26 protein-coding genes are annotated in these 25,462 nt (G+C 62.7%); 15 read left to right on the top strand and 11 right to left on the bottom strand.

Translation table 11 applies throughout. The annotated features are described in order from the left end of the window. Positions 1–62: 62 nt before the first annotated feature. The 5 genes from FFI94_RS22775 to FFI94_RS22755 all read left to right on the top strand — a co-directional run bounded on the left by FFI94_RS22775 (position 63) and on the right by FFI94_RS22755 (position 3,918). Positions 63–572, top strand: coding sequence for a helix-turn-helix domain-containing protein (locus tag FFI94_RS22775; RefSeq protein ID WP_260684241.1), 510 nt, complete (start codon positions 63–65; stop codon positions 570–572). Next, complete coding sequence (locus FFI94_RS22770; RefSeq protein WP_138869806.1) at positions 562–1,407, top strand: heparin-binding hemagglutinin; 846 nt, start codon at positions 562–564, stop codon at positions 1,405–1,407. Before FFI94_RS22775 ends, FFI94_RS22770 begins: the two co-directional genes overlap by 11 nt. A 93-nt stretch (positions 1,408–1,500) precedes the next feature. After that, on the top strand, positions 1,501–1,794 hold the full coding sequence (locus tag FFI94_RS22765; protein WP_033235530.1) for a DUF2516 family protein: 294 nt from the start codon (positions 1,501–1,503) through the stop codon (positions 1,792–1,794). Positions 1,795–1,899: 105 nt separating this feature from the next. Further along, the gene (locus tag FFI94_RS22760) at positions 1,900–2,835 is read left to right on the top strand and encodes a diiron oxygenase (protein ID WP_138869805.1); all 936 of its coding nucleotides are present in this window, start codon (positions 1,900–1,902) and stop codon (positions 2,833–2,835) included. A gap of 51 nt (positions 2,836–2,886) precedes the next feature. Next, the gene (locus FFI94_RS22755) at positions 2,887–3,918 is read left to right on the top strand and encodes an alpha/beta fold hydrolase (RefSeq protein ID WP_138869804.1); all 1,032 of its coding nucleotides are present in this window, start codon (positions 2,887–2,889) and stop codon (positions 3,916–3,918) included. Between the two features lie 16 nt (positions 3,919–3,934). Here the strand turns inward: FFI94_RS22755 and purU are convergent, their stop codons facing one another. Next, positions 3,935–4,822 carry a formyltetrahydrofolate deformylase gene (purU, locus tag FFI94_RS22750; protein ID WP_138869803.1) on the bottom strand — a complete coding sequence of 296 codons (888 nt, stop codon included), beginning with the start codon at positions 4,820–4,822 and terminating at the stop codon, positions 3,935–3,937. Between the two features lie 64 nt (positions 4,823–4,886). Between purU and deoC the strand changes: the two genes are divergently transcribed. Beyond that, a complete protein-coding gene (gene deoC / locus FFI94_RS22745; RefSeq protein WP_138873346.1) occupies positions 4,887–5,552 on the top strand; it encodes a deoxyribose-phosphate aldolase in 666 nt (221 codons plus the stop codon). A gap of 18 nt (positions 5,553–5,570) precedes the next feature. On the opposite strand, the gene FFI94_RS22740 is transcribed toward deoC, so the two are convergent. After that, positions 5,571–7,055 (bottom strand): HNH endonuclease signature motif containing protein, encoded by a 1,485-nt coding sequence (locus FFI94_RS22740; protein ID WP_138869802.1) that lies wholly within the window; start codon positions 7,053–7,055, stop codon positions 5,571–5,573. A gap of 143 nt (positions 7,056–7,198) precedes the next feature. On the opposite strand from FFI94_RS22740, the gene FFI94_RS22735 reads away from it, so the two are divergent. After that, the gene (locus FFI94_RS22735) at positions 7,199–8,317 is read left to right on the top strand and encodes an SMI1/KNR4 family protein (RefSeq protein WP_138869801.1); all 1,119 of its coding nucleotides are present in this window, start codon (positions 7,199–7,201) and stop codon (positions 8,315–8,317) included. A 40-nt stretch (positions 8,318–8,357) separates the two neighbouring features. On the opposite strand, the gene FFI94_RS22730 is transcribed toward FFI94_RS22735, so the two are convergent. Then, positions 8,358–9,128 carry a DUF2993 domain-containing protein gene (locus FFI94_RS22730; RefSeq protein WP_138869800.1) on the bottom strand — a complete coding sequence of 257 codons (771 nt, stop codon included), beginning with the start codon at positions 9,126–9,128 and terminating at the stop codon, positions 8,358–8,360. 126 nt (positions 9,129–9,254) lie between these two features. Between FFI94_RS22730 and FFI94_RS22725 the strand changes: the two genes are divergently transcribed. Next, positions 9,255–9,833 carry a hypothetical protein gene (locus FFI94_RS22725; RefSeq protein ID WP_138869799.1) on the top strand — a complete coding sequence of 193 codons (579 nt, stop codon included), beginning with the start codon at positions 9,255–9,257 and terminating at the stop codon, positions 9,831–9,833. Positions 9,834–9,987: 154 nt separating this feature from the next. Beyond that, positions 9,988–11,433 carry an Ig-like domain-containing protein gene (locus tag FFI94_RS22720; protein ID WP_185993288.1) on the top strand — a complete coding sequence of 482 codons (1,446 nt, stop codon included), beginning with the start codon at positions 9,988–9,990 and terminating at the stop codon, positions 11,431–11,433. 82 nt (positions 11,434–11,515) lie between these two features. On the opposite strand, the gene FFI94_RS22715 is transcribed toward FFI94_RS22720, so the two are convergent. From FFI94_RS22715 to FFI94_RS22705, 3 genes are read right to left on the bottom strand one after another with little or no spacing between them, the layout of a single operon-like run. After that, positions 11,516–12,304 carry a class I SAM-dependent methyltransferase gene (locus FFI94_RS22715; protein ID WP_138869797.1) on the bottom strand — a complete coding sequence of 263 codons (789 nt, stop codon included), beginning with the start codon at positions 12,302–12,304 and terminating at the stop codon, positions 11,516–11,518. A gap of 6 nt (positions 12,305–12,310) precedes the next feature. Beyond that, complete coding sequence (locus tag FFI94_RS22710) at positions 12,311–12,811, bottom strand: DUF2505 domain-containing protein (RefSeq protein WP_045063896.1); 501 nt, start codon at positions 12,809–12,811, stop codon at positions 12,311–12,313. Between the two features lie 60 nt (positions 12,812–12,871). Continuing rightward, positions 12,872–13,369: a DUF2505 domain-containing protein gene (locus FFI94_RS22705; protein ID WP_138869796.1), complete on the bottom strand. Its 498-nt coding sequence runs from the start codon at positions 13,367–13,369 to the stop codon at positions 12,872–12,874. A gap of 74 nt (positions 13,370–13,443) precedes the next feature. On the opposite strand from FFI94_RS22705, the gene FFI94_RS22700 reads away from it, so the two are divergent. From FFI94_RS22700 to FFI94_RS22685, 4 genes are all read left to right on the top strand, one after another. After that, positions 13,444–14,487 carry a UDP-N-acetylmuramate dehydrogenase gene (locus FFI94_RS22700; RefSeq protein WP_138869795.1) on the top strand — a complete coding sequence of 348 codons (1,044 nt, stop codon included), beginning with the start codon at positions 13,444–13,446 and terminating at the stop codon, positions 14,485–14,487. A 33-nt stretch (positions 14,488–14,520) separates the two neighbouring features. Then, positions 14,521–15,717: an Ig-like domain-containing protein gene (locus FFI94_RS22695; protein WP_138869794.1), complete on the top strand. Its 1,197-nt coding sequence runs from the start codon at positions 14,521–14,523 to the stop codon at positions 15,715–15,717. An 85-nt stretch (positions 15,718–15,802) separates the two neighbouring features. Beyond that, complete coding sequence (locus tag FFI94_RS22690) at positions 15,803–17,344, top strand: hypothetical protein (protein WP_138869793.1); 1,542 nt, start codon at positions 15,803–15,805, stop codon at positions 17,342–17,344. Continuing rightward, positions 17,341–18,078, top strand: a complete 738-nt coding sequence (locus tag FFI94_RS22685; RefSeq protein ID WP_138869792.1) for an ESX secretion-associated protein EspG — start codon at positions 17,341–17,343, stop codon at positions 18,076–18,078. The genes FFI94_RS22690 and FFI94_RS22685 overlap by 4 nt, the downstream gene beginning before the upstream one ends. 30 nt (positions 18,079–18,108) lie before the next feature. On the opposite strand, the gene FFI94_RS22680 is transcribed toward FFI94_RS22685, so the two are convergent. Together FFI94_RS22680 and FFI94_RS22675 are read right to left on the bottom strand one after the other, a co-directional pair. After that, positions 18,109–18,858, bottom strand: coding sequence for an SDR family NAD(P)-dependent oxidoreductase (locus FFI94_RS22680; RefSeq protein ID WP_138869791.1), 750 nt, complete (start codon positions 18,856–18,858; stop codon positions 18,109–18,111). A 15-nt stretch (positions 18,859–18,873) separates the two neighbouring features. Next, positions 18,874–21,195, bottom strand: coding sequence for an arylsulfatase (locus FFI94_RS22675; RefSeq protein WP_138869790.1), 2,322 nt, complete (start codon positions 21,193–21,195; stop codon positions 18,874–18,876). 316 nt (positions 21,196–21,511) lie between these two features. Between FFI94_RS22675 and FFI94_RS22670 the strand changes: the two genes are divergently transcribed. Next, positions 21,512–22,774 carry an ROK family protein gene (locus FFI94_RS22670; RefSeq protein ID WP_138869789.1) on the top strand — a complete coding sequence of 421 codons (1,263 nt, stop codon included), beginning with the start codon at positions 21,512–21,514 and terminating at the stop codon, positions 22,772–22,774. 15 nt (positions 22,775–22,789) lie between these two features. On the opposite strand, the gene FFI94_RS22665 is transcribed toward FFI94_RS22670, so the two are convergent. Further along, positions 22,790–23,146, bottom strand: a complete 357-nt coding sequence (locus tag FFI94_RS22665) for a nuclear transport factor 2 family protein (RefSeq protein WP_138869788.1) — start codon at positions 23,144–23,146, stop codon at positions 22,790–22,792. 70 nt (positions 23,147–23,216) lie between these two features. Between FFI94_RS22665 and FFI94_RS22660 the strand changes: the two genes are divergently transcribed. Further along, positions 23,217–24,086, top strand: a complete 870-nt coding sequence (locus FFI94_RS22660; RefSeq protein WP_138869787.1) for a LysR family transcriptional regulator — start codon at positions 23,217–23,219, stop codon at positions 24,084–24,086. Here FFI94_RS22660 and FFI94_RS22655 read toward each other — a convergent pair. Continuing rightward, positions 24,052–25,056 carry a tocopherol cyclase family protein gene (locus tag FFI94_RS22655; RefSeq protein ID WP_260684240.1) on the bottom strand — a complete coding sequence of 335 codons (1,005 nt, stop codon included), beginning with the start codon at positions 25,054–25,056 and terminating at the stop codon, positions 24,052–24,054. The two genes, FFI94_RS22660 and FFI94_RS22655, sit on opposite strands and share 35 nt — an antisense overlap. Beyond that, on the bottom strand, positions 25,053–25,445 hold the full coding sequence (locus tag FFI94_RS22650; RefSeq protein ID WP_138869786.1) for a PaaI family thioesterase: 393 nt from the start codon (positions 25,443–25,445) through the stop codon (positions 25,053–25,055). Before FFI94_RS22650 ends, FFI94_RS22655 begins: the two co-directional genes overlap by 4 nt. Positions 25,446–25,462: the final 17 nt, after the last annotated feature.

The raw sequence follows: 25,462 nt of genomic DNA, 5'->3' as shown, positions 1-25,462 counted from the left end.
TGCTTGCAATAGTTAGCACCCTCTCTTACTCTGGGAAATGTCCACAGGAAAGGGAAGGCGCAATGTCTGCGAAGTCGACGGACTCCGATGAAGGAGAACGTGAATCATCCGGTGCCGCAGCCGGAGCCAGTGACTTGGCAGCGCGCGTCGTCAGCTCTGCGGCACATGACATCGGGGGATTCATTCGTGCGCAGCGCGAAGCCGCACAAGTCTCGATGCGCCAACTTGCGCAGCTCGCCGGTGTAAGCAATCCGTACCTCAGCCAGATCGAACGAGGGCTACGGAAACCGTCCGCCGACGTGCTCGCGCAAATAGCAAAAGGGCTCCGAGTGTCTTCGGAAGTCCTCTACGTCCAGGCCGGATATCTCGAACAACGGCCTCACAGTCCGATCCGTGACGCCGTACTCGCAGATACCTCCATCAGCGAGCGACAGAAACAAGTGCTGCTCGAGATCTACGACTCGTTCCGTCGGGAGAACGATTCGACGCGGCCCGCTGCAGTAGCCCAGAGCGCAGCCCCCACCACACATCCGGACTCAGACCTCCCAGAAGGAGAACACCATGACCGATAAGACCGCTATCGACAACGTCAAGACCTCGATCTACGCCGCAGTCGGAGCCGGCGACCTCGTCGTCCAGGCCGTTGCCGACGTTGTTGCCCAGGTTCGCGAGCGCGCCGAGACCAGCCAGGACGAGGTCACCGGCCGCGTCGACGGTGCACGCGAAAAGTTCGCCGCAGTGCAGGGCGACGTCGTGGAAAGCGTTGAGGCTCTTCGTGAGCGTCTCGCCGGCCTGCCGTCCGAGCTGCCGGAGGAGCTTGCCGAGCTGCGCGAGAAGTTCGCACCCGAGGAGCTCCGCAAGGTTGCCGAGGCCTACCTCAAGGTTGCAGGCGATCTGTACAACTCGCTGGCAGAGCGCGGCGAAGATGCAGTTGAGCGCATCCGCAAGCAGCCGGCCGTCGAAGAGGGCATCGCCGCTGCGGAGTCCGCTCTCGGTGACGCCGTCGAGCTGACCGAAGACGCACTCGGAACTGTTGCCCGTCAGACCCGCGCCGTTGGCGAGCAGGCTGCCAAGCTGGCCGGCCGCGCTGCCGGACGCATCTCCGATACCGCTGAAGAGGTTGGCGAGAAGATCGCCGACGCCGGTGAGAAGATCGCCGATGTGGGTGACGAAGCTGCGCTCAAGGTCCTCGACCTCGGCGATCAGGCCGACGAGGCTTCCAAAGAAGCTGCAGCTCGCGTGACCGCTGCCGCATCCGATGTCCAGGAGCGCGCAACCGCTGCCAAGAAGGCTGAACCCGCGAAGGCTGCTCCGGCCAAGGCCGCACCGGCGAAGGCTGCACCGGCGAAGGCCGCTCCCGCCAAGGCTGCTGCACCGACCAAGGCTGCACCGACCAAGAAGGCTTGATCGGCTGGATCGAACAGTAAGAAGGCTCCTGCGCTCTCGGGTGTGGGAGCCTTCTGTTCGTGATGTCGGCCTACGGAAACTAGGATGTAAGACGTGGTAGCTGTGGATGGCATTATCGGCCTGATTTTTCTCGCACTGAAGTTGCTTGCCTTGGCAGGCGCTGTCTTCGCGATCGTGCATGCCGTGCGGCAGCGCCCTGACGCGTTCACCGCAGTCAACAAGCTGACCAAGCCGATCTGGCTCGGCATCCTTGTCGTGGCGGCCTTGGTGTTGTTGGTGACGTCTCCGGTGGGAATGCTGGGCATCATCGCGGTAGTCGCAATCTGCGTCTACCTCGTTGACGTGCGGCCTCGCGTGGACGACATTCAGCGCGGTCCTCGCTGGTAGCGCGTCTTTCGCAGTTCGGCCCCCGCGGGGTGGCACTATGCGGTGCTATTGTGGGTTAACGGCAGTCACACATAGCTTGCCGGTCCTCGTGGGGAGTGAACTGCGATGTCTGTCGAGCCTGACCGATCCGAGAACGATCGGCGCCAATCCCGACTGACCCGTGCCGGTGACCGCCAGGACACGGCATCCAAGCTCCTCGCCTCAGCTGCCCGCACCTCCTACGATCCGTTGATCGAGATCGACTGGGAAGCGCCCGTCCCGGACGACCTGTACGGGATGAGTCCCGAATGGTGCAGCCTCTACGGCACACCGATGTGGGACGAGATGACGCAGCAACAACGCGTCACCCTCACCATCCACGAAGCAGCCAGCATCGCGGGCACCGGCATCTGGTTCGAAATGATCCTCATGCAGATGCTCGTCCGCGACATCTACTTCCACGATCCGTCCACAGCGCACGTGCAATTTGCGCTCACCGAAATCGCCGACGAATGCCGGCACTCCACGATGTTCGCTCGCTCCGCAGCCAAATTCGGCGTCCCGTCCTACCGGCCGAAGACCTGGATCCGCACCGCCGCACGCCCCTTCAAGGCAACAGCCACCGGATCCTTGGCCTACGGCGGAACACTCTTCGCCGAAGAAATCCTCGACATGATGCAACGCGAATTCATGCGAGACATCCGAGTCCAACCGCTCACCCGAACCGTCAGCAGAATCCACGTGGTCGAAGAAGCCCGCCACATCAGATTCGCCCGCGAGGAAACCGTCCGACGAGCAGCCCACATCACCCGGTTCCAGCAAGCCCGCATCCGGTTCGTCCTCGCCGTCACCGCATACTTCGTGGTCACCAGCCTCGTGAACAACAACGTTTACGCAGCCGCCGGACTCGACGCCGAAGCGGCAATCCACGCCGCGAAGAACAATGTCCACTACCACGACATGGTGCGTCGAGGATGCGCGAATACCGTCGAGTTTCTTACCGAGGTCGGCCTGATCGGCGGCCCGTCCACGATGTTGCTGCGCCGAGCGCACATCATCTGACACCCAATCATCCGTATCGAATTTCCTTCGAATTCAGTCAGGGGTACATGCATGTCCAGCAGTTCGCGAACCACCACACTCCGGGTATTGGCCGGAGTTGCCGGAGCCGGGGCGCTCGCAGCAGCAGTCGCCGTTCTCCGTCGTCGGAACTCCACCAGAGGACTCACCCTCGTTGCCGACGTCGAACCAAACGCACTCCTGCAGACCCCGACATTCAAAGCGGACATCAGCGAACTGACCACCGAAGACGGCGCGATCATCAACATCCGGGCATACGGACCAGTCGACGGTGATCCGATTGTGCTGAGTCACGGCTGGACCTGCTCAACAGAATTCTGGTACCCGCAGGTCAATGCGCTGGCCGGCGAATACCGCGTCATCACGTACGACCAGCGCGGTCACGGACGCAGCACCGTCGGCACCCTCCCGCTGGGGCCCGACGTACTGGCCGACGACCTCTCGGCAGTGCTCGGAGCGACCGTCCGTGAAGACAAGAAAGCCGTCATCGTCGGACACAGCATGGGCGGAATGAGCATCATCGCCTGGGCCGGAAAGCACCCGGACGACGTCAAGAAGTACGCGTCGGCGGTGATGCTGGCCAGCACGGCGAGTGATCGACTGATTGCCGAAACCACGGTGATTCCGCTGCCGGAACGCTTCCCGCGAGTGCCGGTTCCGGTCGGACGCGCCATCCTCAGCTCGCCCGTGCCATTCGTGTCCTCGGGCGCGATGACCAAGGCAATCCAGTACGTCTCGATGTCACCCAACGCCACCAAAGCCGAAGTTCAGTTCTGCGAGAACATCGTTCGCGAGTGCAAGCCACGCATTCGTGGCGGTTGGGGAGCGGCCCTGAGCACGCTCGACATTCACGAGGGTCTCGACAATCTCGAAGTGCCGACCACCGTGCTCGTCGGATCACTCGATCGGCTCACACCACCCGTCCACGCGCGCAAACTCGCGCAGGTGCTCGACGAAGCCGGCAACCTCGAACGGCTGATCGTGATTCCCGGCGTCGGTCACATGTCGTCCATCGAAAGCATCGACGAGTTCGACCGCGAGATCGTGCGGTTGCGCAATCTCTAGCTAGCTGAACACCCTGCTAGCTGAACACCACAGTCTTGCGGCCGTGCACCAACACTCGATCCTCGAGGTGCCACCGCAAACCGCGGGAAAGAACAAGCTTTTCGATATCGCGACCCTGACGGACCATGTCGGCAACATCGTCGGCATGGTCGACGCGGATCACGTCCTGCTCGATGATCGGGCCGGCATCCAGTTCTGCGGTGACGTAGTGGCACGTCGCACCGATCAGCTTCACACCCCGAGCAAAAGCCTGGTGGTACGGGCGGGCCCCGATGAACGACGGCAAGAAGCTGTGATGAATGTTGATCGCGCGGCCCGCCCAGTGCTCGCACAGTGACTGCGGCAGAACCTGCATGAACCGAGCCAGCACAACAGCGTCCGGATTATGTGCGTCGACCAGGGCGCGCACCTTCTCGAAAGACGGCCCGCGCTCGGCCGGGTCCTTGGAGAACGGAACGTGGTGGAAGTCGATCCCGTGACGCTCGGTCACGCTCCGCAAGTCCTCGTGGTTTCCGATGACGGCGCTGATTTCGGCTGGGAGCTCGCCACCCGCTGCGCGACCGAGAAGGTCGTGCAGGCAGTGACCTTCCTTGCTCACGAGAAGCACGATCTTCTTGGGAGCCCCCGAATCGTGCAGCGTCCACTCGGTTTCGGGTCCGATCTCGGCCGCCACGGCTTCGAACCGATCACGCAGTTCCTCGATACTGATGCTCACCGACGACGCCCGCACAGCCTGACGGGTGAAGAACCATCCGGTGTCTGCGTCAGCGTGATACGCAGCTTCGACGATCCAGCCACCGACATCGGTGAGGAAGGACGAAATGCGCGCGACGATACCCGTCGTGTCGGGGCAGCCGAGGGAGAGTACGTAGCGTCGATCATCAGTCGAGGGTGCAGCGGTCATGCCGTCTAGTCTCTCAGGTGTCGCAGTGCCGCTCGACGCATGGTCGTATGCCAAGCTTTCTTTCATGGCCCATGCTGCGCTCACTCGTTCACAGGTTGCCGCAATGGTCGACCACACCTTGCTCAAACCCGAAGCCACGGCCGCCGACGTGACGGCGCTGATCGACGAGGCCCGGGAACTAGGTGTTCTTGCTGTGTGCGTCTCACCGTCGATGCTGCCGATCCGCGCCGACGGTCTGATTACCGCCGCGGTGGTCGGCTTTCCGTCCGGCAAGCATCACTCACTGGTGAAGGGCGCCGAAGCTCGTCTCGCTGTTGATCAAGGTGCACGCGAAATCGACATGGTCATCGATGTCGGAGCCGCGCTCGCTGGTGACTACAACGCTGTGCTTGCCGACGTACTCACGGTCCGTGAAGCGATGGGCGAGCGCGCCGTGCTGAAGGTGATCCTCGAAACTGCGGCATTGCCCGACGAAGCGATAGTCGAATGTTGCCGCGCGGCAGTGCATGCGGGCGCGAACTTCGTGAAGACTTCCACCGGCTTCCACCCCGCTGGTGGCGCAAGCGTGGAGGCTGTCGCGTTGATGGCCAAAACCGTCGGTCCATCGGTGGGAGTCAAGGCCAGCGGAGGAATCCGCACCACGCAGGCAGCGCTCGACATGATCGCTGCGGGCGCCACACGCCTCGGACTTTCGGGAACCCGTGCTGTGCTCGACGGTCTGGGGGAGTAGCACCGGGTTGCCCCTGATTCAGAATGGCGGTGGGTCGTTGCCGTAGTCGACGGGTTTGTGGGGCGGGCATTTTCGGGGTGTGGGTGTCCGGCGGGTTGTCCGGCGTTTGCGTTCGGCCCGGATGCGGGCAGCTTTGTTCTCGAGTCGTGTTCGTCGCCGGGTGCCGCCTTCCGGCGGCGGTGGTTCCTGCCTTCCGGCGAGTAGCCCGGCCGGTCTGGTTCGGTAGCGATGCCCGGTTTGTGAGGTCAGGGTGATGCTGCGATCCGGGTTCGGGTCGAGCTGCCAGGCTCCGGAGTGCTTGAGGCGGTGGTGGTTCCGGCAGAACGCGCTCAGATTCGACGCGAGGGTTTTCCCACCCTGCGCAGGATCGGTGTGGTTGAACGGATCGTTGTGGTCGAGGTCGCAGTTCCAGGCCGGGACATCACAGTGCGGCCACTGGCAACTCCCTGCGAGCGCGCGTAGCCAGGTGTCGAGTGCCGTGCCGGGGCGGTACACCGTCGCCGAGGCGGGCTCAGGTGTCGGTTCGGGGTCTGCGGGTACGCGCACTTCTTTTATCGTGGCATCTTTCGCGATGTCACGGGCATGCTCGGCGCTGATCACCCCGTATCCGTCGAGATGCGCGGGCTCGTTCGCGTCTGGGGTGTCGCCGTCGGCCTGCAGAGTGGTTTCGTACATCACCACATGCACCAACGGCCTACGCACAACAACGAGGCCACTGCGGTCCTGCGGGCAATCGCTGCGGTCGCAGTCACACACCAACACCGTGGAACCACTCACCAACGCGCCCAACGCATCCGCGCGGCGCTGCTCATAGGTGCGCGAATCATGGCGGCAGACCGACATCGCCAACTCCCGCAACCGTCCGTCGAAAGCGCGTGCTTGCTCGGCCGGGATACTGCCCAGGATGCGGGCCATGCCGTCTTCGGCGGCGCTGACGCCGACGAATCTGTCGGCGAGGGCTCGGCGTCGGCGTTCCCGTAGTCCTTCCGGATCGACGCGGGCGACGATCCGGTCGATCGCCGCCGTCAACCGCCGACCCGTCAATCCGGTACCGCCGTCAACGGGTGGGGCGAGGACCTGCTCGAGGAGTAAACGCTCCACCTCGTCGATCAACTCGTCACCGACATTCGCGGTCGCCGACTCGATCAACGAAACCCGGTAGAAGTCGAGTTCACCGCGCGCCATTGCCGCCCGTGTCCGATGCAGCCGCGTCTTGAGGGCAAACCCCAACCCGATGAGCTTTCCGGCGGCGGCGCGCCCCATCGTGAGCACTGCGCCGACTTCGGATTCGGCGAGTTCGTGCGCCGACGACGTCCACGCCCCGCCCTCGACATGTTCGGTGCTGCGGCGGGTGAAGAACTCCGCCACCACCGCCAGTTTCCGCTCGACCAGCATCGCCTCACACGCATGCAACTCGGCCATCAGATCGACGAGGGCACAGTCGGTTTCGGTACCACTCAGCTGTGCCGAGTTACCGAAAATCCCCACCCCCGGATCGAACATTCCCCCACCGTAATCGAAATCCTGTTCGAATTCGAGGGGTTCTCAAAATCAGTCGGAAATGTCTGGATATTCCTCCACCGCGAGACATATCAGCAGATCAAGAGTCCCATCGGTGGCGGAATGTCAGCGCTTAGTATCACGTCATGCGTCCATCGGAGTGCTCCGCAATCGCCGACCTTCCTCACCCGTTCCTCCTTGTCCGTGACGATGATTTATCAAGCGAAGTAATGATGGAAGGACCGCTGCTTTGCATCGGCGGTGTCATAAACGGAGCCGTACTGCGGACTGCGAAGGAACCCGGACCGGTCTCCGTTGTCGTCCAGCTTCGCGATTCCGTCAGCGAACTCGGCGAATTCGGCGACGAGTGGGATGCGATCGAGGAGGGAACTGTCCGCCTGTCCGGCCGGAATCCACGCGTGCAAGGTCTGACCGGGGAGATAATCATCGACCTCGAATCCCTCGAACCTGGCACCTACCGGATCAGAGTTGGGGCGGCGCACCGCCTACGCGCCGACTCCGCTCGTGTCCGAATCGAACTAGCGGAAACCGAGACCGACACACCAACGTCCACACTTCGCGACACCGACGGTCTGCGCTGCGAAACCGCCTATACCGAAAACTACCCAATCTTCCCCGAAGATCAGCCCGATGTCTCGAAAACAGTCAGTACCGCAACAGTTTCCGGGACTTGGCAACGCATCACGGATTGGTGCGGACACCACGCCCCCGATGTCCTCGCCGCACTCGCCGATCCCGCCTCACAGCAGGACGTCGATGCGGTCGAGTCACTGTTTCCTTGTCCGTGGCCCGACGACCTACGCAACTTCTATCGCCTGCACAACGGATTTCGCCCCGGGGATTGGGCGCAAATCCTTCCCGAACACGACCTACTCTCACTCGACGGTGTTCGTACCCTCCAAGAGGAACACCTTGCGCTGACGCACGAACTCGCTCACGAGGACCCGGACATCGCCCAGTTCATCACCGAACGGCAACCTGAACAACGCGACGCGGGACTCCTGCCGGGGTGTACCTCGAATCGTTTGTGCCTATCGCTGAACGCGACGGCTACCTACTCGTGTGCGACACCCGAACCGGTCCGTTGCGCGGATGTATTACCGAGTGTGGCCGCGACGCCGCCGATGACGCCGGTCCAGTGTGGCCGTCGTTGGCGGTCTTGCTCACCGAACTCGCGAATGCACTCGAATCTGGGGCTCTGTTTCGGGGTCGCTGGCGACCTAACCCCGTGCAAGCAACGCTGATGTGGAGCTTCGAGGACTCCTGAACTTGCGTGCTTCCGCGTCAGGTAAGAATTCCGCAGCTGTCGGGAACCGCGGATGCATTCTGCGCCGATGCATTGGCGACAGGCATTGCGTAGGCGCCGCCTTCGAGTGAAATCTTGATCGCGTCGTCGGTCACGGTGAGCTCTGTGGGCTTCATGTCCAGCGGGTAGGTCTGCAAGCTGTCCGTCAATGTCTGGACGATGCCGTCGACAAGGTCGGTCGGCAGTCCGAAGCCCAGAATCTCGGCGCCGACGGTTTGTACGTCGACAACTCCGTTCGAGATGGTCGGCTTGACTGTGAGCTTGGCAAGGCCGGCTGGTCCGACGTCGAAGGCCAAAGTGCCGGCGGCGGAATCGGCCGTGACGCCGGTGACAAGCCCACCGAAGGTCTGTTCCTGGAGGGTGGCCAGGATTCCGGCAGTTGACCAGTTGACGTCGGCGCTCGAGCTTCCGACGGTTCCGCTGTTTCCGGCGGACGGTTGGAGATTGATGTCGTTGACCTTGGCGTGGACCTGCATTCCGGTGGCCGGCCCGAACGACGAATCGTCGCTGTCGATGGTGATGTAGGGGACCTTCTTGTCGATGGCTTGCAGTAGAACGGGTTTCCAGCTCAAGCCCACGTCTACCTGTGAGCCGAGTTCACTCTGAAACTGGTCGGCCATGCAGCTTTTGACTTGATTGCGTACGTAGAGTTCGCCGCCTACAAGCGCTGCGACCAGTACAGCGATCACGACGAGCAGGATGATGAGCACACGATTGCGCGGGGGCGCGTTGTTTGCTGCGACAGTCATCTCAGGGATTCTTCCCGACGACTCTGAACGAACTCTGTGAATACGCGCTCATCCGATACTGTGATCTGAAACACAGAATGCCGTAGCCTGGCGGGAAAGCGCTCCAGACGGTCACCGGAGGTGGTCATGGCTCCAGACTACGAAGCACTCGAATTGTTGGCACTGCGCCAATGCGGGTTTGTTGCGACGGATCAGGCCGCCGCCCTGGGTTTTTCCGGTCATGACTGGGACTGGCTCTTGGAATCCGGAACCTGGATTTCGGAGTGTCCGGAGCTATTTCGACTGGATCGAGTACGCCGCACCGCGATGGACGAATTTGCCAAATGGTGCACGTGGTTTGCCGGCCGAGCAACCGTCTCGCACTACAGCGCTGCCGAACTTCACGGTCTCGGCCACTTGCAGCCACGGTTCCTGCACCTGTCGGTCGGCGTACCCGTCTCAGCGCCAACCCGTCAGCTTGCTTTGCACCGGTGTTTGCTTGCGGAATCGGAATGCGAGCAGTTCGGAGCCATCCGAATTACGACACCGGTGCGCACTGTCCTCGACATTGCGTCGGGTGGCATTTCCCAGGAACTGCTCAACGAAGTGGTGTCGGACGGCGTCGCGATCGGTCGACTCGACGCCCACGAGTTGTACCGCTCGTGTGAAAGTGCCGCTGTCGATGTGGCTGTTCGGGTGGAGTTGGCGCTCACCGCAAGCCTGTAGGCGGAGCCAAGTTTGCGCCGAATTCACCAATTTTTCGAAAAGCCCAGCCACGTTACAGGTAAAGGGATAACGTCACGGCATCGAAAGCAGATGGACGCTTGTCCTGGACACCTGTACTGGACACCTGTCTGCTCCGTCGTCGAGAGGGATATGGATGTCCGTGAGTGGTGTTCGTCGTGTTGTCGGTGGTTTGAGTGTGTTTGCTGTTGCTGCGGGCTTCGCGGCGGTTGCTGGCGTCGGTGTCGCGGGGGCTGAGCCGGTGACGGCGGAGGGCAACGTACACGATTATCATGTTGCCCGCACTATTTCCAACGGGAAACCGAGTGTAGGTGAGACGATTACCGTCACGTCGGTACTGACGCGAACCGGTAGTCTCGAGTACCTTCAGCAGGTCAAGGACGTTCATCCGGATTGTCTTACATATGTCAAGGATTCGGCCAAGGTCGACGGCGACGTGATCGGCAGCAACAAGGTCGAGGTGGCTGACGACTACGCGAAGATCACGGGTAGCTGGGCGGTGTACTGGAACGATGGTTTGATCAAACCGAAGTTCCGAACCGTTGAATTCAGCTACACAGTGGGCGAGGGTTGTGCGCGGAATGTGAATTTGACGTCTGAGTTGCATGTGAGTGGGACTTTGGGGTCGGGGCAGCTCAAGGGTGTTGGTCCGTCGATCAATGTTCAGAAGAACATCTCGACCACTACCGTGTCTCCGGTCAGCGGCGCCCAGGTGGGGCAAGCGGTGTCGCTGGAGGCGACGGTCACCGGTGGTGCCGACGGTGATCAGGTGGAGTTCTTCGACGCCGGTTCCAAGATCGGCGTCGGCACGCTCGCCAATGGCGTTGCAACACTTGCCTGGACGCCGACCACTCGCGGAGATCACTCGATTACTGCGAAGTTTGCGGACACGGCGAAGGCTGTCGGTTCGCAGTCGGCGGCGCGAACCGTGAGTGTTTCGCAGGCTGATTCTCCGTCGACCACCACGCTGGCCCCGATCTCGGGCGCCCAGGTGGGTAAGTCGACCACCCTCAAGGCGACGGTGTCTGCGTCGGGAACCGGTGGAACGGTCACGTTCAAGATCGGTGGAACGGTTCTGGCTTCGGTACCGGTTGCCGGTAACGGTGACGCCACCTACGCCTGGGTTCCGACCGTTGCGGGTACGCAGACGATCGAAGCTGTGTTCGCCGGCCGATCCGGTGTCACCGGATCGAGCACCACGGCAAGTACGACAGTTGCCGAACAACCCGCCGGAACCACAGGCTCGACAACAGGTCTCAGTGTTGGAGCGGGCCAGGTCGGCGTAGCGCAAACCATTTCGGCCCAGATCAGTCCCGCAAACGCCGGTGGCACAGTCACCTTCAAGGACGGTGAGACGGTTATCGGCACGGCGACGGTCGATTCGTCCGGAAAAGCCAGTATTTCGTGGACACCGGCAACTCAGGGCCAGCGAATCGTCGCGGCCGAGTACTCGGGCGCCGGAACGGTGACGGCGTCGGCCGATCAGATTTCAGTTCAGATCGCAGCGCCTGTCGACGGTGGAGAGCCTGGCACCGGTGGAACCGGTTCGCTCGGCAGCCTGGGCAACATCTTCGGGTCCTAGTCCGTACCAGCAGTGATGCTCGAACCAGAGCGCCCCACCGCGGAGATACTCTCCGCGGTGGGGCGCTTCGTTTTTTGCGAGGTCAGGGGTTCGGCGCTACGACGTGCCAGGGCACTGTCAGGATGCAATCACGAAGGCGTCGACGCGCAGGTTGGACGGGAACTCCTTGTGCCCGAAGAATTTCCAGCGCCGCGGCCCAGCGATGCCTGGGGCCGAACGACGCGTGGGGCGCCGCAGTGGCCCACGCGCGATCGGCGGCGGTGAGCAGTGCGTGTATCGGCTCTCCCGGGATATTGCGGTGAATGAGGGCCTTGGGCAAGCGTTCTGCGATGTCCGACGGTTTCTCGATGTCGAAGGGATCCCATGCCAAGGTCAGGGTCAGTGGCCTGTGTGCGTCGAGCAGCACCCAGGCGCACCGACGCCCCAGTTCGTCGCACGTTCCGTCGAGTATCAAACCGCCTGGCGCCAAACCGGATTGGATGTGCGACCATGCCGATTCCACCGCCTCTTCGGGATACTGGCGCAACACGTTGAAGGCGCGAACGAAAACCGGTGACAGCCCGGCTAATTCGAACCCACCGCGCGCGAAACTGACGCCGTTGCGGCTTTCCACCACGCGGGCCGGGTCGATTTCGAGTCCGATGACTCTGCGATCGCGTCGTACCGCGGTGAGACGGTCGGCCATCTCGAACGTCGTGTCGGGGCGAGCGCCGTAGCCGAGGTCGACTATCAGTGGGTCGGCAGCGTTGTGCAGTGCACGTTGAACGGCCCGGTTGTGTACGAGCCAGCGGTCACTGCGTCGCAGACGGTTGATGCCGGTTGTGCCGCGTGTGATGACACCCTCGATCCTCGGGGGTGGAGCAGTCTTCACCGGGGGTCAGCGGGCGGCGAGCCAGGTCGCGGTGACCTGAGCTTCGGTGCGGAACAGGTCGACAAGATTGGTGAGCATCAGCTCTTCCAATTTTCCGCCGACAAAAGGGATGTGCACTTTGGCTTCCGACGACGTCCGCAAGGTGCATCCTGTTTCGGTGCCGAACAGTTCCATGGTTCCGGTGAGGCTGCCCGGTCCGGCCGGGATGGAGGCCTCGTAGGTTCCCGTGACCGTGTCACCGAACGGGCTGTACGACTCGGTGCGCGTGATGATCAGGTCGTTGCGCATGACTGTCTGCGCGATGTCGGGCAGATCGGTGCGGGGCAGGACATGGTGCAGGACAAGTTCGATCCCGGAATCGCTGACCTCGAAATGTTCCACCCGATTTTCGGAATGCTTGCGCATCTCCTCGACCCGAGCGTCCCAGTATCCGCGATCGGTCAGTGCTTCGTAGACCTGTTCGGGGGAGTGCTGGTAGCGGGCGGAGTAGTCGATGCGTCGAGCCATGATCGCAAACGATACCGGCTACCTGCTGTTACAGAAAAAACCTACCCCGCCCGCAATGCCCTATTTTGAGATCCACTCCCGCGTGAAGTCCTGCTCCGCCTCGATCAGACGGGTGACCTCGTCGACGATCGCGCTTTCGATCTTGCCGCCGAAAATCGGGATCTTGACCTCGACCTCACCGGTGGCGCTGAGGGTGCAACTCGTGTCGTCTCCGCTGAGCACTTGGGTGCCCTCGATGCGCGCTGGGACGCCGTCGACATGCGCCGAGAAGGTTCCCGTCGCGGTTCCGTCGTTCAAGGGCGCGATGGTCTCGCTGCGCTTGATGACGATGTCACCCTTGATGAAGTTCGAGACCATGGAGGGAAGGTGTTCGGCCGGAATGACCTGAGACATGGTGACTGCGACGGTTTCGTCCCGGACAGTCAGTTCGTCGATGGTGGCGCCAGGGCCACCTACTGCGGCGATACGGTCACGCCAATACTGCTCCGACGTCACCGCCTCATGGACCTTGGCGACGGGGACGGTGTACTTCGATGAATGCTCGATGCGACGGCTCACGATTGTGGAGGCTACCGTTTACCGATGTGTGGGACGTAACCATTGGCCAACGCGTCGTAGATTCCGGCGCTTTCGTGTCCGAGAACATTGACCTGTCCGGATTGACGACGCTCCGGGTAGGAGGACCTGCGCGACTGCTCGCAGAATGCCCGACGACGCAGTCTCTGGTCGACGTCGTTCGGCTTCTCGATCGCGAGAAGGTGCCGACGCTGATCTTGGCGGGCGGGTCGAATCTCGTCATTTCGGACGAGGGTTTCGACGGAGTTGTGGTTCGTGTGGCGAACACCACGGTGACCCTCGACACTGATCGTGTTGTCGCAGAGGCAGGAGCCGTCTGGGACGAGGTGGTCGGTCAATCCGTTGCCGCGGAGTTGGGCGGACTCGAAGCCCTGTCGGGAATCCCCGGTTCGACGGGCGCGACCCCGGTTCAGAACGTCGGCGCCTACGGCATCGAGGTGGGCTCGCGACTTCGGCGGGTCCAGTTGCTCGATCGCCGCACCGGAGAGGTGTCGTGGGTCGATCCGTCGACACTGCAACTCGGCTACCGGTCGAGCGTCCTCAAGCATTCGGACGCAGCGCTGGTTCTGGCTGTCGAACTCGACGCAACAACAGACGGGCTGAGTGCACCCCTGGCCTACCGGGAACTGGTTACGGCACTCGACGCTCAGGAAGGTGATCGATTGCCGTCGTCGCAGGTCCGTGAAGCTGTTCTGGGTCTGCGCGCCGGTAAGGCGATGGTGCTCGATCCTTACGATCACGACACGTGGAGTGCTGGTTCCTTCTTCACCAATCCGGTTGTGCCCGAGGATCGGTTGCCCGCAGTTCTGTCCGCGATTACCACGCAGCTCGGGGATGTGACGGTCCCGCAGTATCCGGGGGTTGGCGGAACCAAGCTGTCGGCGGGGTGGCTGATCGAACGAGCCGGCTTCTCCAAGGGATATCCGGGTGAGGACGCGCCGGCTCGGTTGTCGACGCGTCACACCCTTGCCCTGACAAACCGCGGTGACGCGAAGTGCTCGGACATCGTGACTCTCGCCCGCACCGTGCGGGACGGCGTCGAAGCCGCATTCGGTGTGCGTCTCGAGCCCGAACCGGTCACAGTGGGTTGCCGGATATGAGCTGACAGTAGTGAGCGCGGGTAGCCTGTTGAGGTGCATCAGCTGGGTATTCGGAGAAAACGTTCGCGTCTTGCTGCTTTGGTAGCTGTTCTGCTTGCGGCGATGCTCGCTGTTGCGGGATGCACCATCGGTGGCGCCGAGACGGCCGGCGAGGCATCACCAGCTGAGAAAGCACCCGTTGCGCAGGTTGTTGCTACGCCTGTTGTCGGTGCCAGGGACGTCAGCCCGATTGCGCCGGTGTCCGTCACCGTCACGGGCGGCACTCTCGACGAGGTTGCGCTCAACAACTCGGCGGGCACACCCGTCGCAGGTCAGCTGTCTGCAGACCGGACGTCGTACGTCGTCAGCGAGCCTCTCGGGTACGCGGCCACGTATTCGTGGTCCGGTTCCGCCACCGGCACGGACGGGAAAACCGTTTCCGTCGAGGGCAGTTTCACGACGCTGACTCCCGAATCACAAACCGGCGGCACCCTCAATATCGCCGACGGTCAAGAAGTTGGAATAGCAGCGCCGATCACCCTCCAGTTCGACAGCTCCGTCGTCGACAAAGCGGCAGTGGAGAAGGCGCTTGTCGTCACGAGTGTTCCGCCGACCGCAGGTTCGTGGGCGTGGCTGCCGGACGATAACGGGGGCTCGCGAGCGCATTGGCGTCCCGCCGAGTACTGGGTGCCGGGAACCGTGGTTCACCTGGACGCGAAGCTGTACGGACTGAACTACGGCGGCGGCGCGTACGGCGATCAGGACCTGACGCTCGATTTCACTATCGGTCGTAGCCAGATCGTGAAGGCAAACGCGCCCAGCCACCGTATGCAGGTCGTCCGTGACGGCCAAACCATCATGGATATCCCCGTCAGCTACGGCGAAGGCAACGAAGCCCGCAACGTCACGCGCAGCGGTATCCACATGGTGACCGAGAAGTACGAAGACTTTCTCATGTCCAATCCACCGTTCTACGAGAACGTTCGCGAACGGTGGGCTGTCCGCATTTCCAACAACGGTGAGTTCATCCACGCAAACCCGGAAACCACGGGAGTTCAGGGTTCGTCCAACGTCACCAACGGATGCATCAATCTCTCGATGTCGGATGCGCAGGAGTATTTCGGAACCGCGCTGTACGGCGATCCCGTCGAGGTGACCGGGACGTCGATCGACCTCTCCGCCGCCGACGGCGACATCTACGACTGGGCGATCGATCTCCCGACCTGGAAGTCCATGTCCGCGCTCGCCTGAGCAACAAGAAACTTTCCCGCGACGGAACCGCTGGCATCACCGATGCGTCTACCCAGGTAGACACGGATGAATTCGGGGGACGGTCGTGGGCGGTTCAGAAATTGTGACGGGCGTATTCGGCCAGTTGGCGGCGATCCCGGGTCGAGTTGTCGATGTCGGATTGGCCCCGACCAGTGTGCTCCAACATTTCACCGATGATCGCGGCGAGTTCGACGACACAATTGCCGAAGCATCGAGGCTCGCTGATGTGGAACGCGAAATGAATTGGGCGATCCGTGATGCGGTGACTCCGCGGGCGACAGCGTTGGAGTACAGCGAACACGCCATCATGGAAGACGATCCTTTCGACGCCATGTCTCATGCTCGAATTTTCGCGCATGTCGACGAGATGAAGCCAGACGTCCTTGCCGCGATCAGCACCGCGTGGACAGAGATTTCGGGGCGGGTCGCGACGGGGATCTCGGCCTTCAACGACGCCGTGGGATCGGCAATCGGCGACGGCTGGCAGGGCAAGGGCGGATCTGCGGCCTTGGAGGCAGTTATTGCGTACTCCGCTGACGGCCGAGAACTTCAGACCCGCGTGCAACTGATTGCCAACAAAGTCGAAGAAGCAAAGATTGCGCTGGGACAGGCAAAACAGTCGATACCGCGGCCCAGCGACGCGTCGGTTGTGGAACAGGTCATCAGCATGATTCCGGGGGAGTCGTGGCGTCAGGCGCAACACGAGGCAGAAGAAGCAGAGCGGCTGGCACGGCAAGTCATGAAAGAGGTCTACTTGCCGTACCTGAAGCGTGCCGACGATCAGGTTCCCGTCCTGCCGCCCGCATTCAATCCCATCAATGCCGGCGGCGGAACCTCCGGCGGCAGTAGTCCCTTCCAGATCGGTGCCGATCAGGCGTCGCGTGAGCAAGCGGCATCTGCCATGGGCAACTACCAAATATCTGGCGGGCCGGAACAACGCGCAGCGGATTCGGCCGGTGGTACGGGTACCGAACCGCCTGTCGACGGCACGAGTAACAGTGGGTCGGCCGGTGGATCAGGTGCGACGCCCGGCGCCGGGGTCGGCGATGGCGGACCGCTATCGGGGTTGGAAAACGGCCAGGGTGAAGGTGATTTTGGGCCGGCCACCACCTCGGCGGCTTCCGCTGGGCCGCAGTCCGTCCCCGGAGCCGGAAACATCACCGGATTCGGTGGAGGCAACGGTCTCACCGGTGGACCTGGAACGGGTGGATTTGGAACTGGTGGATTTGGAACTGGTGGATCTGGCGGCGGTGGATCTGCAGGTGGGGCAGGTGGTGGCCTCACGGGCGGTGGACTGGGCACGAGTGGTTTAGCCGGCCGTGCTTTGGGTGGCAGTGGTTTGGGTGGCAGTGGTTTGGGCGGCAGCGTCGCGGGCGGCGGCCTGGGTGGTGCCGGCGGTAGTGGCGGTGCTCGCGGCGGCGGCAGTCTCGGGGCAGCCGGTAGCCGCGGCATGATGGCCGGCGGAATGGGAGGCATGGCAGGCGGCCGCGGACAAGGCGACGACGACAAAATGCACGAGACGCCGGGCTACCTCATCACACTCGACAACGGAAACGAACTGATCGGGGACCTGCCGCTGGTCACGCCGCCGGTGCTGGGGCAGTGAACGCACCACAGTGGCGTTTCACCGGATTGGAATTCCAGATTCTGTGGGAAGCCACCGGTCGGGACAGACTGCCGTACCCGTTGAAATTCTGTCCGGTGGCCGAAACCATGACCGAACTGACTGTGCAACGGACAAACGCTGCACAACGGATCCAGCAGATTCTCGACGAGAGTGTGACCGCCGCTGCGGCGATGCTGGCGGAGCCCACGGTGCGCATCGAAGTGTCAGGATTTCACGGCCCTCAGATGAACACGGTGATACGACTGCACGGTGTGATCGCAGGCGAATGGGGTGTGCTGCTAGCGCAGTTGCCCGGTGAGTCAGCTGATTCCGGCTCCGATGTTGTTCTTTCGGTGCAGCGGGCGTCGGTGTTGGTGCCGGCGATGGTCGCACATTTGCCGCAGTGCCCCGCGGGGAAGGTTCGGGTTGCGTCAGCTCGGAACGTGAAACATGTTTCGGGAGAGTCGATCTTGAGTCGAGCTGATGATCCGCGACCAGCCGAGGAGCTGGGGAGGTTCTTTCGTCGGCCGCGTACGTCGATCGGTGAAATCACCATCTCGTCGGGCAGTGCTGTAGACAGCAGACCGCACCGGGGTGATGTGGTCTTTCAGTGGAACGACTTCGCCGACGACGGTCGGTACATCGTGAGAGGTGGCGAAACGCTCAGCGCTGTTGCGGCTTCCGACCTCGACGTGGAAACGGCGATCAGCACTGCCATTCCCACGACGAGGTAGTCACGAAGTGGTAGTCACGAAGAGGTAGCTCTATGTGGTTGTGCGGTGGAAGCGTCCCGCACCTGCCTGATCACGCGGGCGTACGACGATCTGATCGAGGTTCACGTGTGACGGCCGCGCCGCGACAAACCCGATGATCTCGGCGATGTCCTGAGCCACGAGCGGAGTGATGCCTTCGTACACCTTGTCGGCCTTCTCCTGATCACCCTCGAAACGGACCAGGGAGAATTCGGTTTCGACGGCGCCGGGAGCGATCTCTGTCAATCGAACAGGCTTGCCCAACAATTCGCCGCGCAGAGTCCGATGCAGAACGGCCTGAGCATGTTTCGCGGTGGTGTACCCGGAACCGTTGTCGTATGCCTCGAGTGCGGCGATCGAGGTGATGGTGACCACCAGACCGTCGCCGGAATCGATGAGCTTGGGCAGCAACGCTTTTGTGACGCGCAATGTGCCGAGCACGTTGGTTTCCCACATCCAGCGCCAGTCGTCGAGATCGGCCTCCATGACCGTCGCGAGGCCTTTGGCGCCACCGGCATTGTTGATCAGGACGTCGACTCGCGGCAGGACTGCGGCAAAAGCGTCGACGGAATCCTCGTCGGTGACGTCGAGTTCGAGGGCGGTGCCGCCGATCTCCTCGGCGATTTTCTCGAGGCGATCGAGGCGCCGGGCCCCGATCACAACATGAAATCCCTGATCGGCGAGTGTACGGGCAGTGGCCTCGCCGATTCCGGAGCTGGCTCCGGTGACAACAGCGACGCGGGCATCGGAAGAAATGGTCATGACGTAATCGTAGGGCTAGTCGGCCGCGTACTCTGCCTCCCGCTCGATGGATTCGATGTGACGAGCCGGGACCTGGACGGCTCCCGGGGTGTACGTGACGGCTCGGAGCGCGCCGCTGTAGCGGAAGCTGCCACGCCGACCGTGCAGGTCCCAGGACACCGGTCCGCGGGCATCGACGCCGACCGAGATACCGGTCCACGGCGCCATGCCCACAAGTTGGACCTGATCGCGGAGTTGGCCGGCCGGGACGCCGTCGACGCTGACGTCGAGATTCCAGCGCAGGCGGGGCGCGACTGTCACCGCCACGTCGATGCGGGTGCTGCCCGCTGCGAGTGGCCCGGTGTCGATGCTTCGGTAGTCCCCGAAGGCGTTGTATCCGAGATGGAGATGGCCGTCTTCGACGTACAGGATGTACCCGCCTTGGGGGTCGCCGTGTGAGACGAGGACACCGGCGTCGCCGATCTGGTAATCGCTCAGTTCTACGGTGATGTCGAAATCGCGGAAGGCGATGAGCCTCGACGATCGGTATCGCTCCAGCGTTGGGGTGCCGGCCAGGATTCGTACGGGCCGCGACAGTGCTTGTTCTTCGGGCCGGCGCACTGCCCCGACGCCGTAGCCCAGCAGTGGGAAGACGGTGTTTGCCCACGCCGAGTTGTCCCAGGCGTCGGCGAGTTCGCGGACCTTGTCCGGGTACTGCGCGGCAAGATTGTTCAGTTCGGTGGGGTCGGCGGTGACGTCGAACAGTTGCCAGTCGGGTTCGTCGATGTTTTCGGGGGCCAGCGCCAGCAGTTTCCAGCCGTCTTTGTAGTACCCGCGGTTGCCGGTCATCTCGGTGTACTGCTCGGTGTGGGAACTCGGTGCGACCGGTGAGTGCAGAAGGTGGGCAGCCGAAACGCCGTCGAATTCCTTTGCGGGCAGGCCGTGACGCACGGTGGGAACGTCGATGCCCGCAAGATCGAGGAGGGTCGGGGTCAGATCGGTGACGTAGGCAAACTGGTCTCGAATGCCGTTGTCGCTTGCGCCTGGCTTGATACCTGCCGGCCACGACAGGACAAACGGTACTCGGACGCCACCGGCGAACGACTGGCCCTTGTAGAAACGGAACGGGGTGTTGGACGTCTGTCCCCACCCGCGAGGGTAGTGAACACCCAACTGTGGACCACCGATCAACGATTCGTCGTGCGGGACGTCGCCAACCCACTCGGGATCCTGCACGTGCGCGAATTGCGCGAAGTAGCTGCGCGTGCCGTCCGACCCGCCCTCCGCGGTGCCACCGTTGTCGGAGGTGAAGACGATGATGGTGTTGTCCAGCTCGCCGAGTTCTTCGAGTGTCTCGACAATGCGGCCCACGCTTTGATCAACCGAATCCACCATGCCCGCATACACTTCCATGTATCGGGCAAACCGCGACTGCTGCTGCGGCGTCAGTGAATCCCATTCGGGAACGTCGAAGCCCGGCTCGGAATTACGCGGTGCCTGCCGCGTTCCTTCGGGGAACAGTCCCGCTGCGAGCTGAGCGGCAAAGCGGGACTCCCGGATTCGGTCCCACCCTTCGTCGTAGCGGCCCCGGTACTTGGCTTGATCTTCGGGTTTGGCCTGCAACGGTCCGTGCATGGCAACGTGTGCGAAGTAGAGGAAAAACGGCTTCTCCGCGTCGTGCGCACGGAGATCTTTGATGTAGCTGACAGCTTTGTCGGTGAGATCGTCTGTCAGATAATAGTTCTCGGGGTACTCGTCGACGTCGACGACGGAGTTGTCGGAGATCAGCTGGTTGGGATGGTAGAAGGAGTTGAGCCCTTCGAGCGATCCGTAGTAGCGGTCGAATCCGCGCTGCGTCGGCCAGGAGTCTCGGGTGCGGCCCGGGGCGAGGTTTGCGTCACGGACAAGGTGCCATTTTCCGACGGCGTATGTGGCGTAACCGGATTCGCGAAGGATTTCGGGAAGGGTCAGGATGTCGTCGCCAAGCTCGAGCCGCAGTCCCGGGTAGCCGGGATCGGCGTTTGCCACGAACCCGTAACCCGCACGATGCGGATTTACGCCGGTGAGGAGCGCTGCCCGCGAGGGCGAGCACAGGGGTGTTGTGTGGTAGTTGGTGAATCGAACTCCCTGGGCGGCAAGCCGGTCCAGGGTGGGTGTTTCGATTTCCGATCCGAACGGGCCGATATCGCTGTATCCCATGTCGTCGATCAGGACGACAACGATGTTGGGTGATTCCGAGGCGGGCGACGGCGTCGACGGCCAAGACGGGACAGAACCGGCTGCGGTTCGGCCGATCCGACCACCGAACCCCTCGTAGCCGCGTGCGTGTGGTGGAGGAGTGGTGTTTGCGCCGGTCATGACAGCACTCAAACAGGAGTTTGTGCGGTCGGCCAGAGTTGTATTCACTGTGATCGTTACCGCCCCGATTGGTGAAATCGGGCAGAGCTGCTATTTTTGGATCTATGTCGACCGACCAGCCTGCCGCTTTGCGTGTCACCTATGTGACCGCTGCGTTGGGGTCGCGTCTGCCTCTGGCACGCGAACTGTGTTGTTGCCGCCGTTCTTTCTGCAGCTAATTTTCTGCGCCGCTCTCCAGTCTTTCTTCCAGGACCAGCATTGATGCCGGTTCGATGGCTGAAGTGTGCGCTTTCTCCTCTTTCTGCAAGGGACTGCTATGTCGACACCCACACTTTCCGCTCCACCGCTTCGATCACGAACCGTTCTCTCCGGACCACGGCCCCAAGTTGTTGCACCCGAACTGCGCATCGCCGACGGACCGGCGGCAACGGTCCTCCGCATCGCTCGGCTGCGAGGTCCGATTTCGCGTGACACTGCGGCCAAGGCGTCCGGGCTGAGCATTGCAACCGTGAATCGGCAGGTCACCAGCCTGCTCGACCTCGGAGTAGTCCGTGAGCGAGCTGACCTGATTGCCTCAGGTGCCATCGGTCGCCCGAAGGTTCCGTTCGAGGTGAACCACGAGCCGTATCTGACGGTGGGCATCCACATCGGTGCCGCCGTCACCAGCATCATCGCCAGCGATATTCGTGGCCGTGTACTCGGCGCCGTCGAAATCCCGACGCCCGCCACCAATTCTTCTGTTGCACTTGCCACCATCGCGCGATCGGCAAAATCGTTCATGTCCCGGTGGCACAAGCGTCGACCGCTTGCTGTCGGCGTTGCTATCGGTGGCCGAGTCGACTCCGCTACCGGCGTGGTCGACCATCCCCGGTTGGGATGGAAGGGTGCAAAGGTCGGTGCCGTCATCGGAGCCGGGTTGGGCTTGCCGGTTTCGGTTGCCGCGCACGTCGAGGCCATGGCCGCATCCGAATTGCTGCTGAGCGCCGATCGCACCGAGACCCCGGCGACTGGTACCACTGCGCTGTACTTCTATGCACGCGAAACATCCGGCATCGCGATCACTTTCGAGGGTCGTGTGCATACCCCGTCCAGCGGACCCGGTTCGATCGCGCACCTTCCGACCGGGTCGTCGGCGCAATGCGTCTGCGGTTCCGTGGGCTGCTTGGAAGCAACGATCAGTGATCGAGCGATAGTGACGCAGGCGCTGTCGAGCGGTGCGGTGGTTCAGGGCAGCGAGCGCATCACCATCGCCGACGTGTACGCCGCTGCCACTGCCGGTTCGGCTGCGGCACACGAACTCCTGGTTGAACGTGCACGGGTGCTCGGTCGCACGGTGGCGCTGTTGCGTGATCTGTTCAACCCGGATCGGGTGATCCTCGGTGGTCAGGCCTTCACCGATTACCCGGCCGGTGCGCCGTACGTCGCCGAGGCGTTTTCGACGACGTCGTCCTTGGAGCGTAAGGACATTCGGATCACCGGCTTCGGGAATCGGGTGCAGGAATACGCGTCGACGGTGGTGTCGCTGAGTTCGTTGTTCGCCGATCCGGCAGCGGCGATGCGCCGGGCGGCAGTTATCTGACTTCGTCTGCGCCGGTTACAGTTCCGGTCGGTCGAGTACCCGCAACCAGGCTCCGTCGGGCTGGCGGCGCGCAACCTGAGTGCGTCCGCCGGTACCGTCGGCCGGGGCAGTGGACGTCATCGCGAGATCGCCGCTGATGACGGTCGGCAGTGCCTTCTCGACGGTGAATGTGGGTGCGGCGGCGAGCATCTGTGCGATCACGTCGCGGATGGCCGAACGTCCGACGGTTAGAGATCCGGGCGGAAATGCCATTACGGCGTCCTCTTCGTAGAGTCCGGCTACTGCGTCGGCGTCGCCGGCATTGGCGAACTCGACAAAGAGGCGGGCGATATCTTCCGGGGTCCGGGCTGTTCGAGTTGTATTGGTTGTCATGTTTCCATCGTGCTGCGACGCTGACGATAAGTCCAAGATCTAGTTTGTCTCATAGCTAGAATCAACAGTTATGGAACTTCGGCAGCTCGAATACTTCGTCGCAGTGGTGGACGAAGCGAACTTCACCCGCGCGGCCGAGCGCCTCCATGTCGCTCAACCAGGCGTGAGTGCCCAGATCAAACGCCTCGAACGCGAGTTGGGCCAGGAGCTGCTCGATCGCAGCGGGCGAACCGTGCGTCCGACCGAGGCGGGGCGCGCGGTGCTGCCTCACGCCCGCGCTGCCTTGGCCTCCGTGCACAGCGCCCGCGACGTCGTGGACGCGCTCAACGGATTGGTCCGCGGATCGGTTTCCGTCGGAATGGTGACGGCCTGTGCCTCGGCAGATCTGACAGATCTCCTGGCACGGCTGCACACACGGCATCCAGGGTTGGATATTTCTCTCACCGAAGACGATTCACGCAACCTTGTGGCCGGTGTCGTGGACGGAAGGTTCGACATAGCGGTCGTCGGGATCGCAGGGGAGTTGCCGGCGGGACTCGAATCCCGCGTCATCACCGACGAGCGTTTGGTGGCCGGAGTTGCCCTGAATCATCCACTTGCCGACAGGGACACACTGCCGTTCGCCGAACTCGAGGAGCGATCCGTGATCTGCCTTCCGCCGGGAACCGGTATCAGGACGTGCCTCGACGCGGCCTGCGCAACCGTCGGTGTCACTCCCGCGGTTTCGCTCGAGGCCAGCAATCTCGGAATAATCGTCTCACTTGCAGCGCAAGGATTGGGGATGGCAGTTCTCCCGGAATCCGCAGTGGGACAGTTGCATCGGATCGACCTCGAACCCGAAGCCCGGTCCCGGCTGGAAATGGTGTGGCGCGCCCGCGGCGGTAAGAATCCGGCGGCGTCGGCGCTCATAGATCTGGCGCGATCTGCTCCCGCCTCGTGACTTCAGCCTGGGCGCGCTCCAACCCGCCGTGCTCGAGGGCAGCGAGATGAGAAGTGCCGGTCCAGTACACAGCGCCTCGCCGACGCACAGTCACAGTCAACGTGGCACCAAGATGTTCCAGCGCACCGGGAACATTGCGGCGTTCCGAAGGGAGGGGGACCGGAAGAATGTGGGCATCCGACAAGGGGGCGCTGCCCTCGATCTCGATGCTCCAGAGATGATTTCGGCCGCGCAGTGTCCAGCGGTCGTCGGCAACCACCGTGGTCACCGGCGAGGTGACCGGGTTTCCCAACCGGAACACGGTCCCGTCGGGCAGAGCAACAACAACAGCGGTGACCTCGGTGCGTAGCGGTCCGGCGCTGATCTGCCCGCCCGCGAAGGCGACGCAGGCATTCGGATCGGCAAATCCCTGAGCCTGGCCCCACCACCAGTAGTCGGGGAAACCGCCCTTGCCCCAGTTCTTCTCGCCGTACACCTGAGCGCCGGTGAGATCCCAGACCTCACCGTCGATGATCGCGGTTCCCTCGGCCCGGCCACCGAGAAGCCAGGGATGCCAATACTGATTGAGGGCTGGAACAGACTGGAAATAGCTGGACCCGCCGAAGCGTCGACGCGGCCAGAATCGCTGGTCCGTAATACGAACGTCCAGGCGTGCGGCTTCGAGATCGGCGTGCACCCGATGCGTCGTGCCGCGAAAAGCGTCGTCCGCGTAAGCGCCTAGCCGGTCGGGGTCGGCATATCCGCTGGGATGCTCTGTGTCGCTGAGGAAACCGCCGGGATGCGCGGCAATCGCAAGCGTCGACCAATGGCCGTCGGCGGCTCGATTGATCCCGGCCAGTGCGATGACCACGCGGCCGCTTTCCGGCAGCGTGAACCGCCAGAAGTAGCCCTCCATCGCAACATCGTGCGAGGCAAACAGATTGCCGTACGGAGTGGTGGCGCCGGACGACCGGTACCCGGGAAGTTTCACGGCCCCAACACTGCCTGTGATGCCGTGACCTGAGCGACCAGTCGGCCTTCGTCGTCACGGAGCTCGGTGACTATCGCGATGGTGCTGCGGCCGGCATGCAATGGCCGGGCCGTTGCAGTGACGGTGCCCTTGCGGACACCGCGAGTGAAGACCGTCGACGAACTCGTGGTCGAGGTGCCAGCGCCGGCGGGCAGGTTGAGGAATGCACAGACGGCGCCGACGCTGTCAGCCAGCGTCATCAAGGCGCCGCCGTGCATTCCGTTACCTGCAGTGGTGCGGTGGTTGTCCCAATCGAGATGTCCGACAACCTCTTCGGCTGCCGCACTGTCCAACTGCACTCCGGTGTGAACGGCAAAAGGCATGCTCGCGACAAGTTGTTCGAGGTCCATGCCTACCGATGCTAACC

Origin of the sequence: Rhodococcus sp. KBS0724, assembly GCF_005938745.2 — a bacterium.
Lineage (GTDB): Bacteria > Actinomycetota > Actinomycetes > Mycobacteriales > Mycobacteriaceae > Rhodococcus_F.
Note: the sequence above shows the minus strand (reverse complement) of the source record. Positions and strands in the feature narration are given on the sequence as shown.

Coding starts and splice junctions, on each gene's coding strand:
- FFI94_RS22650 (WP_138869786.1), bottom strand. CDS start 25,445: ATGGACCTCGAACAACTTGTCGCGAGCATGCCTTTTGCCGTTCACACC.
- FFI94_RS22665 (WP_138869788.1), bottom strand. CDS start 23,146: ATGACAACCAATACAACTCGAACAGCCCGGACCCCGGAAGATATCGCC.
- FFI94_RS22670 (WP_138869789.1), top strand. CDS start 21,512: ATGTCGACACCCACACTTTCCGCTCCACCGCTTCGATCACGAACCGTT.
- FFI94_RS22770 (WP_138869806.1), top strand. CDS start 562: ATGACCGATAAGACCGCTATCGACAACGTCAAGACCTCGATCTACGCC.
- FFI94_RS22730 (WP_138869800.1), bottom strand. CDS start 9,128: ATGACTGTCGCAGCAAACAACGCGCCCCCGCGCAATCGTGTGCTCATC.
- FFI94_RS22760 (WP_138869805.1), top strand. CDS start 1,900: ATGTCTGTCGAGCCTGACCGATCCGAGAACGATCGGCGCCAATCCCGA.
- FFI94_RS22740 (WP_138869802.1), bottom strand. CDS start 7,055: ATGTTCGATCCGGGGGTGGGGATTTTCGGTAACTCGGCACAGCTGAGT.
- purU (WP_138869803.1), bottom strand. CDS start 4,822: ATGACCGCTGCACCCTCGACTGATGATCGACGCTACGTACTCTCCCTC.
- FFI94_RS22660 (WP_138869787.1), top strand. CDS start 23,217: ATGGAACTTCGGCAGCTCGAATACTTCGTCGCAGTGGTGGACGAAGCG.
- FFI94_RS22720 (WP_185993288.1), top strand. CDS start 9,988: ATGTCCGTGAGTGGTGTTCGTCGTGTTGTCGGTGGTTTGAGTGTGTTT.
- FFI94_RS22680 (WP_138869791.1), bottom strand. CDS start 18,858: ATGACCATTTCTTCCGATGCCCGCGTCGCTGTTGTCACCGGAGCCAGC.
- FFI94_RS22755 (WP_138869804.1), top strand. CDS start 2,887: ATGTCCAGCAGTTCGCGAACCACCACACTCCGGGTATTGGCCGGAGTT.
- FFI94_RS22775 (WP_260684241.1), top strand. CDS start 63: ATGTCTGCGAAGTCGACGGACTCCGATGAAGGAGAACGTGAATCATCC.
- deoC (WP_138873346.1), top strand. CDS start 4,887: ATGGCCCATGCTGCGCTCACTCGTTCACAGGTTGCCGCAATGGTCGAC.
- FFI94_RS22735 (WP_138869801.1), top strand. CDS start 7,199: ATGCGTCCATCGGAGTGCTCCGCAATCGCCGACCTTCCTCACCCGTTC.
- FFI94_RS22725 (WP_138869799.1), top strand. CDS start 9,255: ATGGCTCCAGACTACGAAGCACTCGAATTGTTGGCACTGCGCCAATGC.
- FFI94_RS22710 (WP_045063896.1), bottom strand. CDS start 12,811: ATGGCTCGACGCATCGACTACTCCGCCCGCTACCAGCACTCCCCCGAA.
- FFI94_RS22675 (WP_138869790.1), bottom strand. CDS start 21,195: ATGACCGGCGCAAACACCACTCCTCCACCACACGCACGCGGCTACGAG.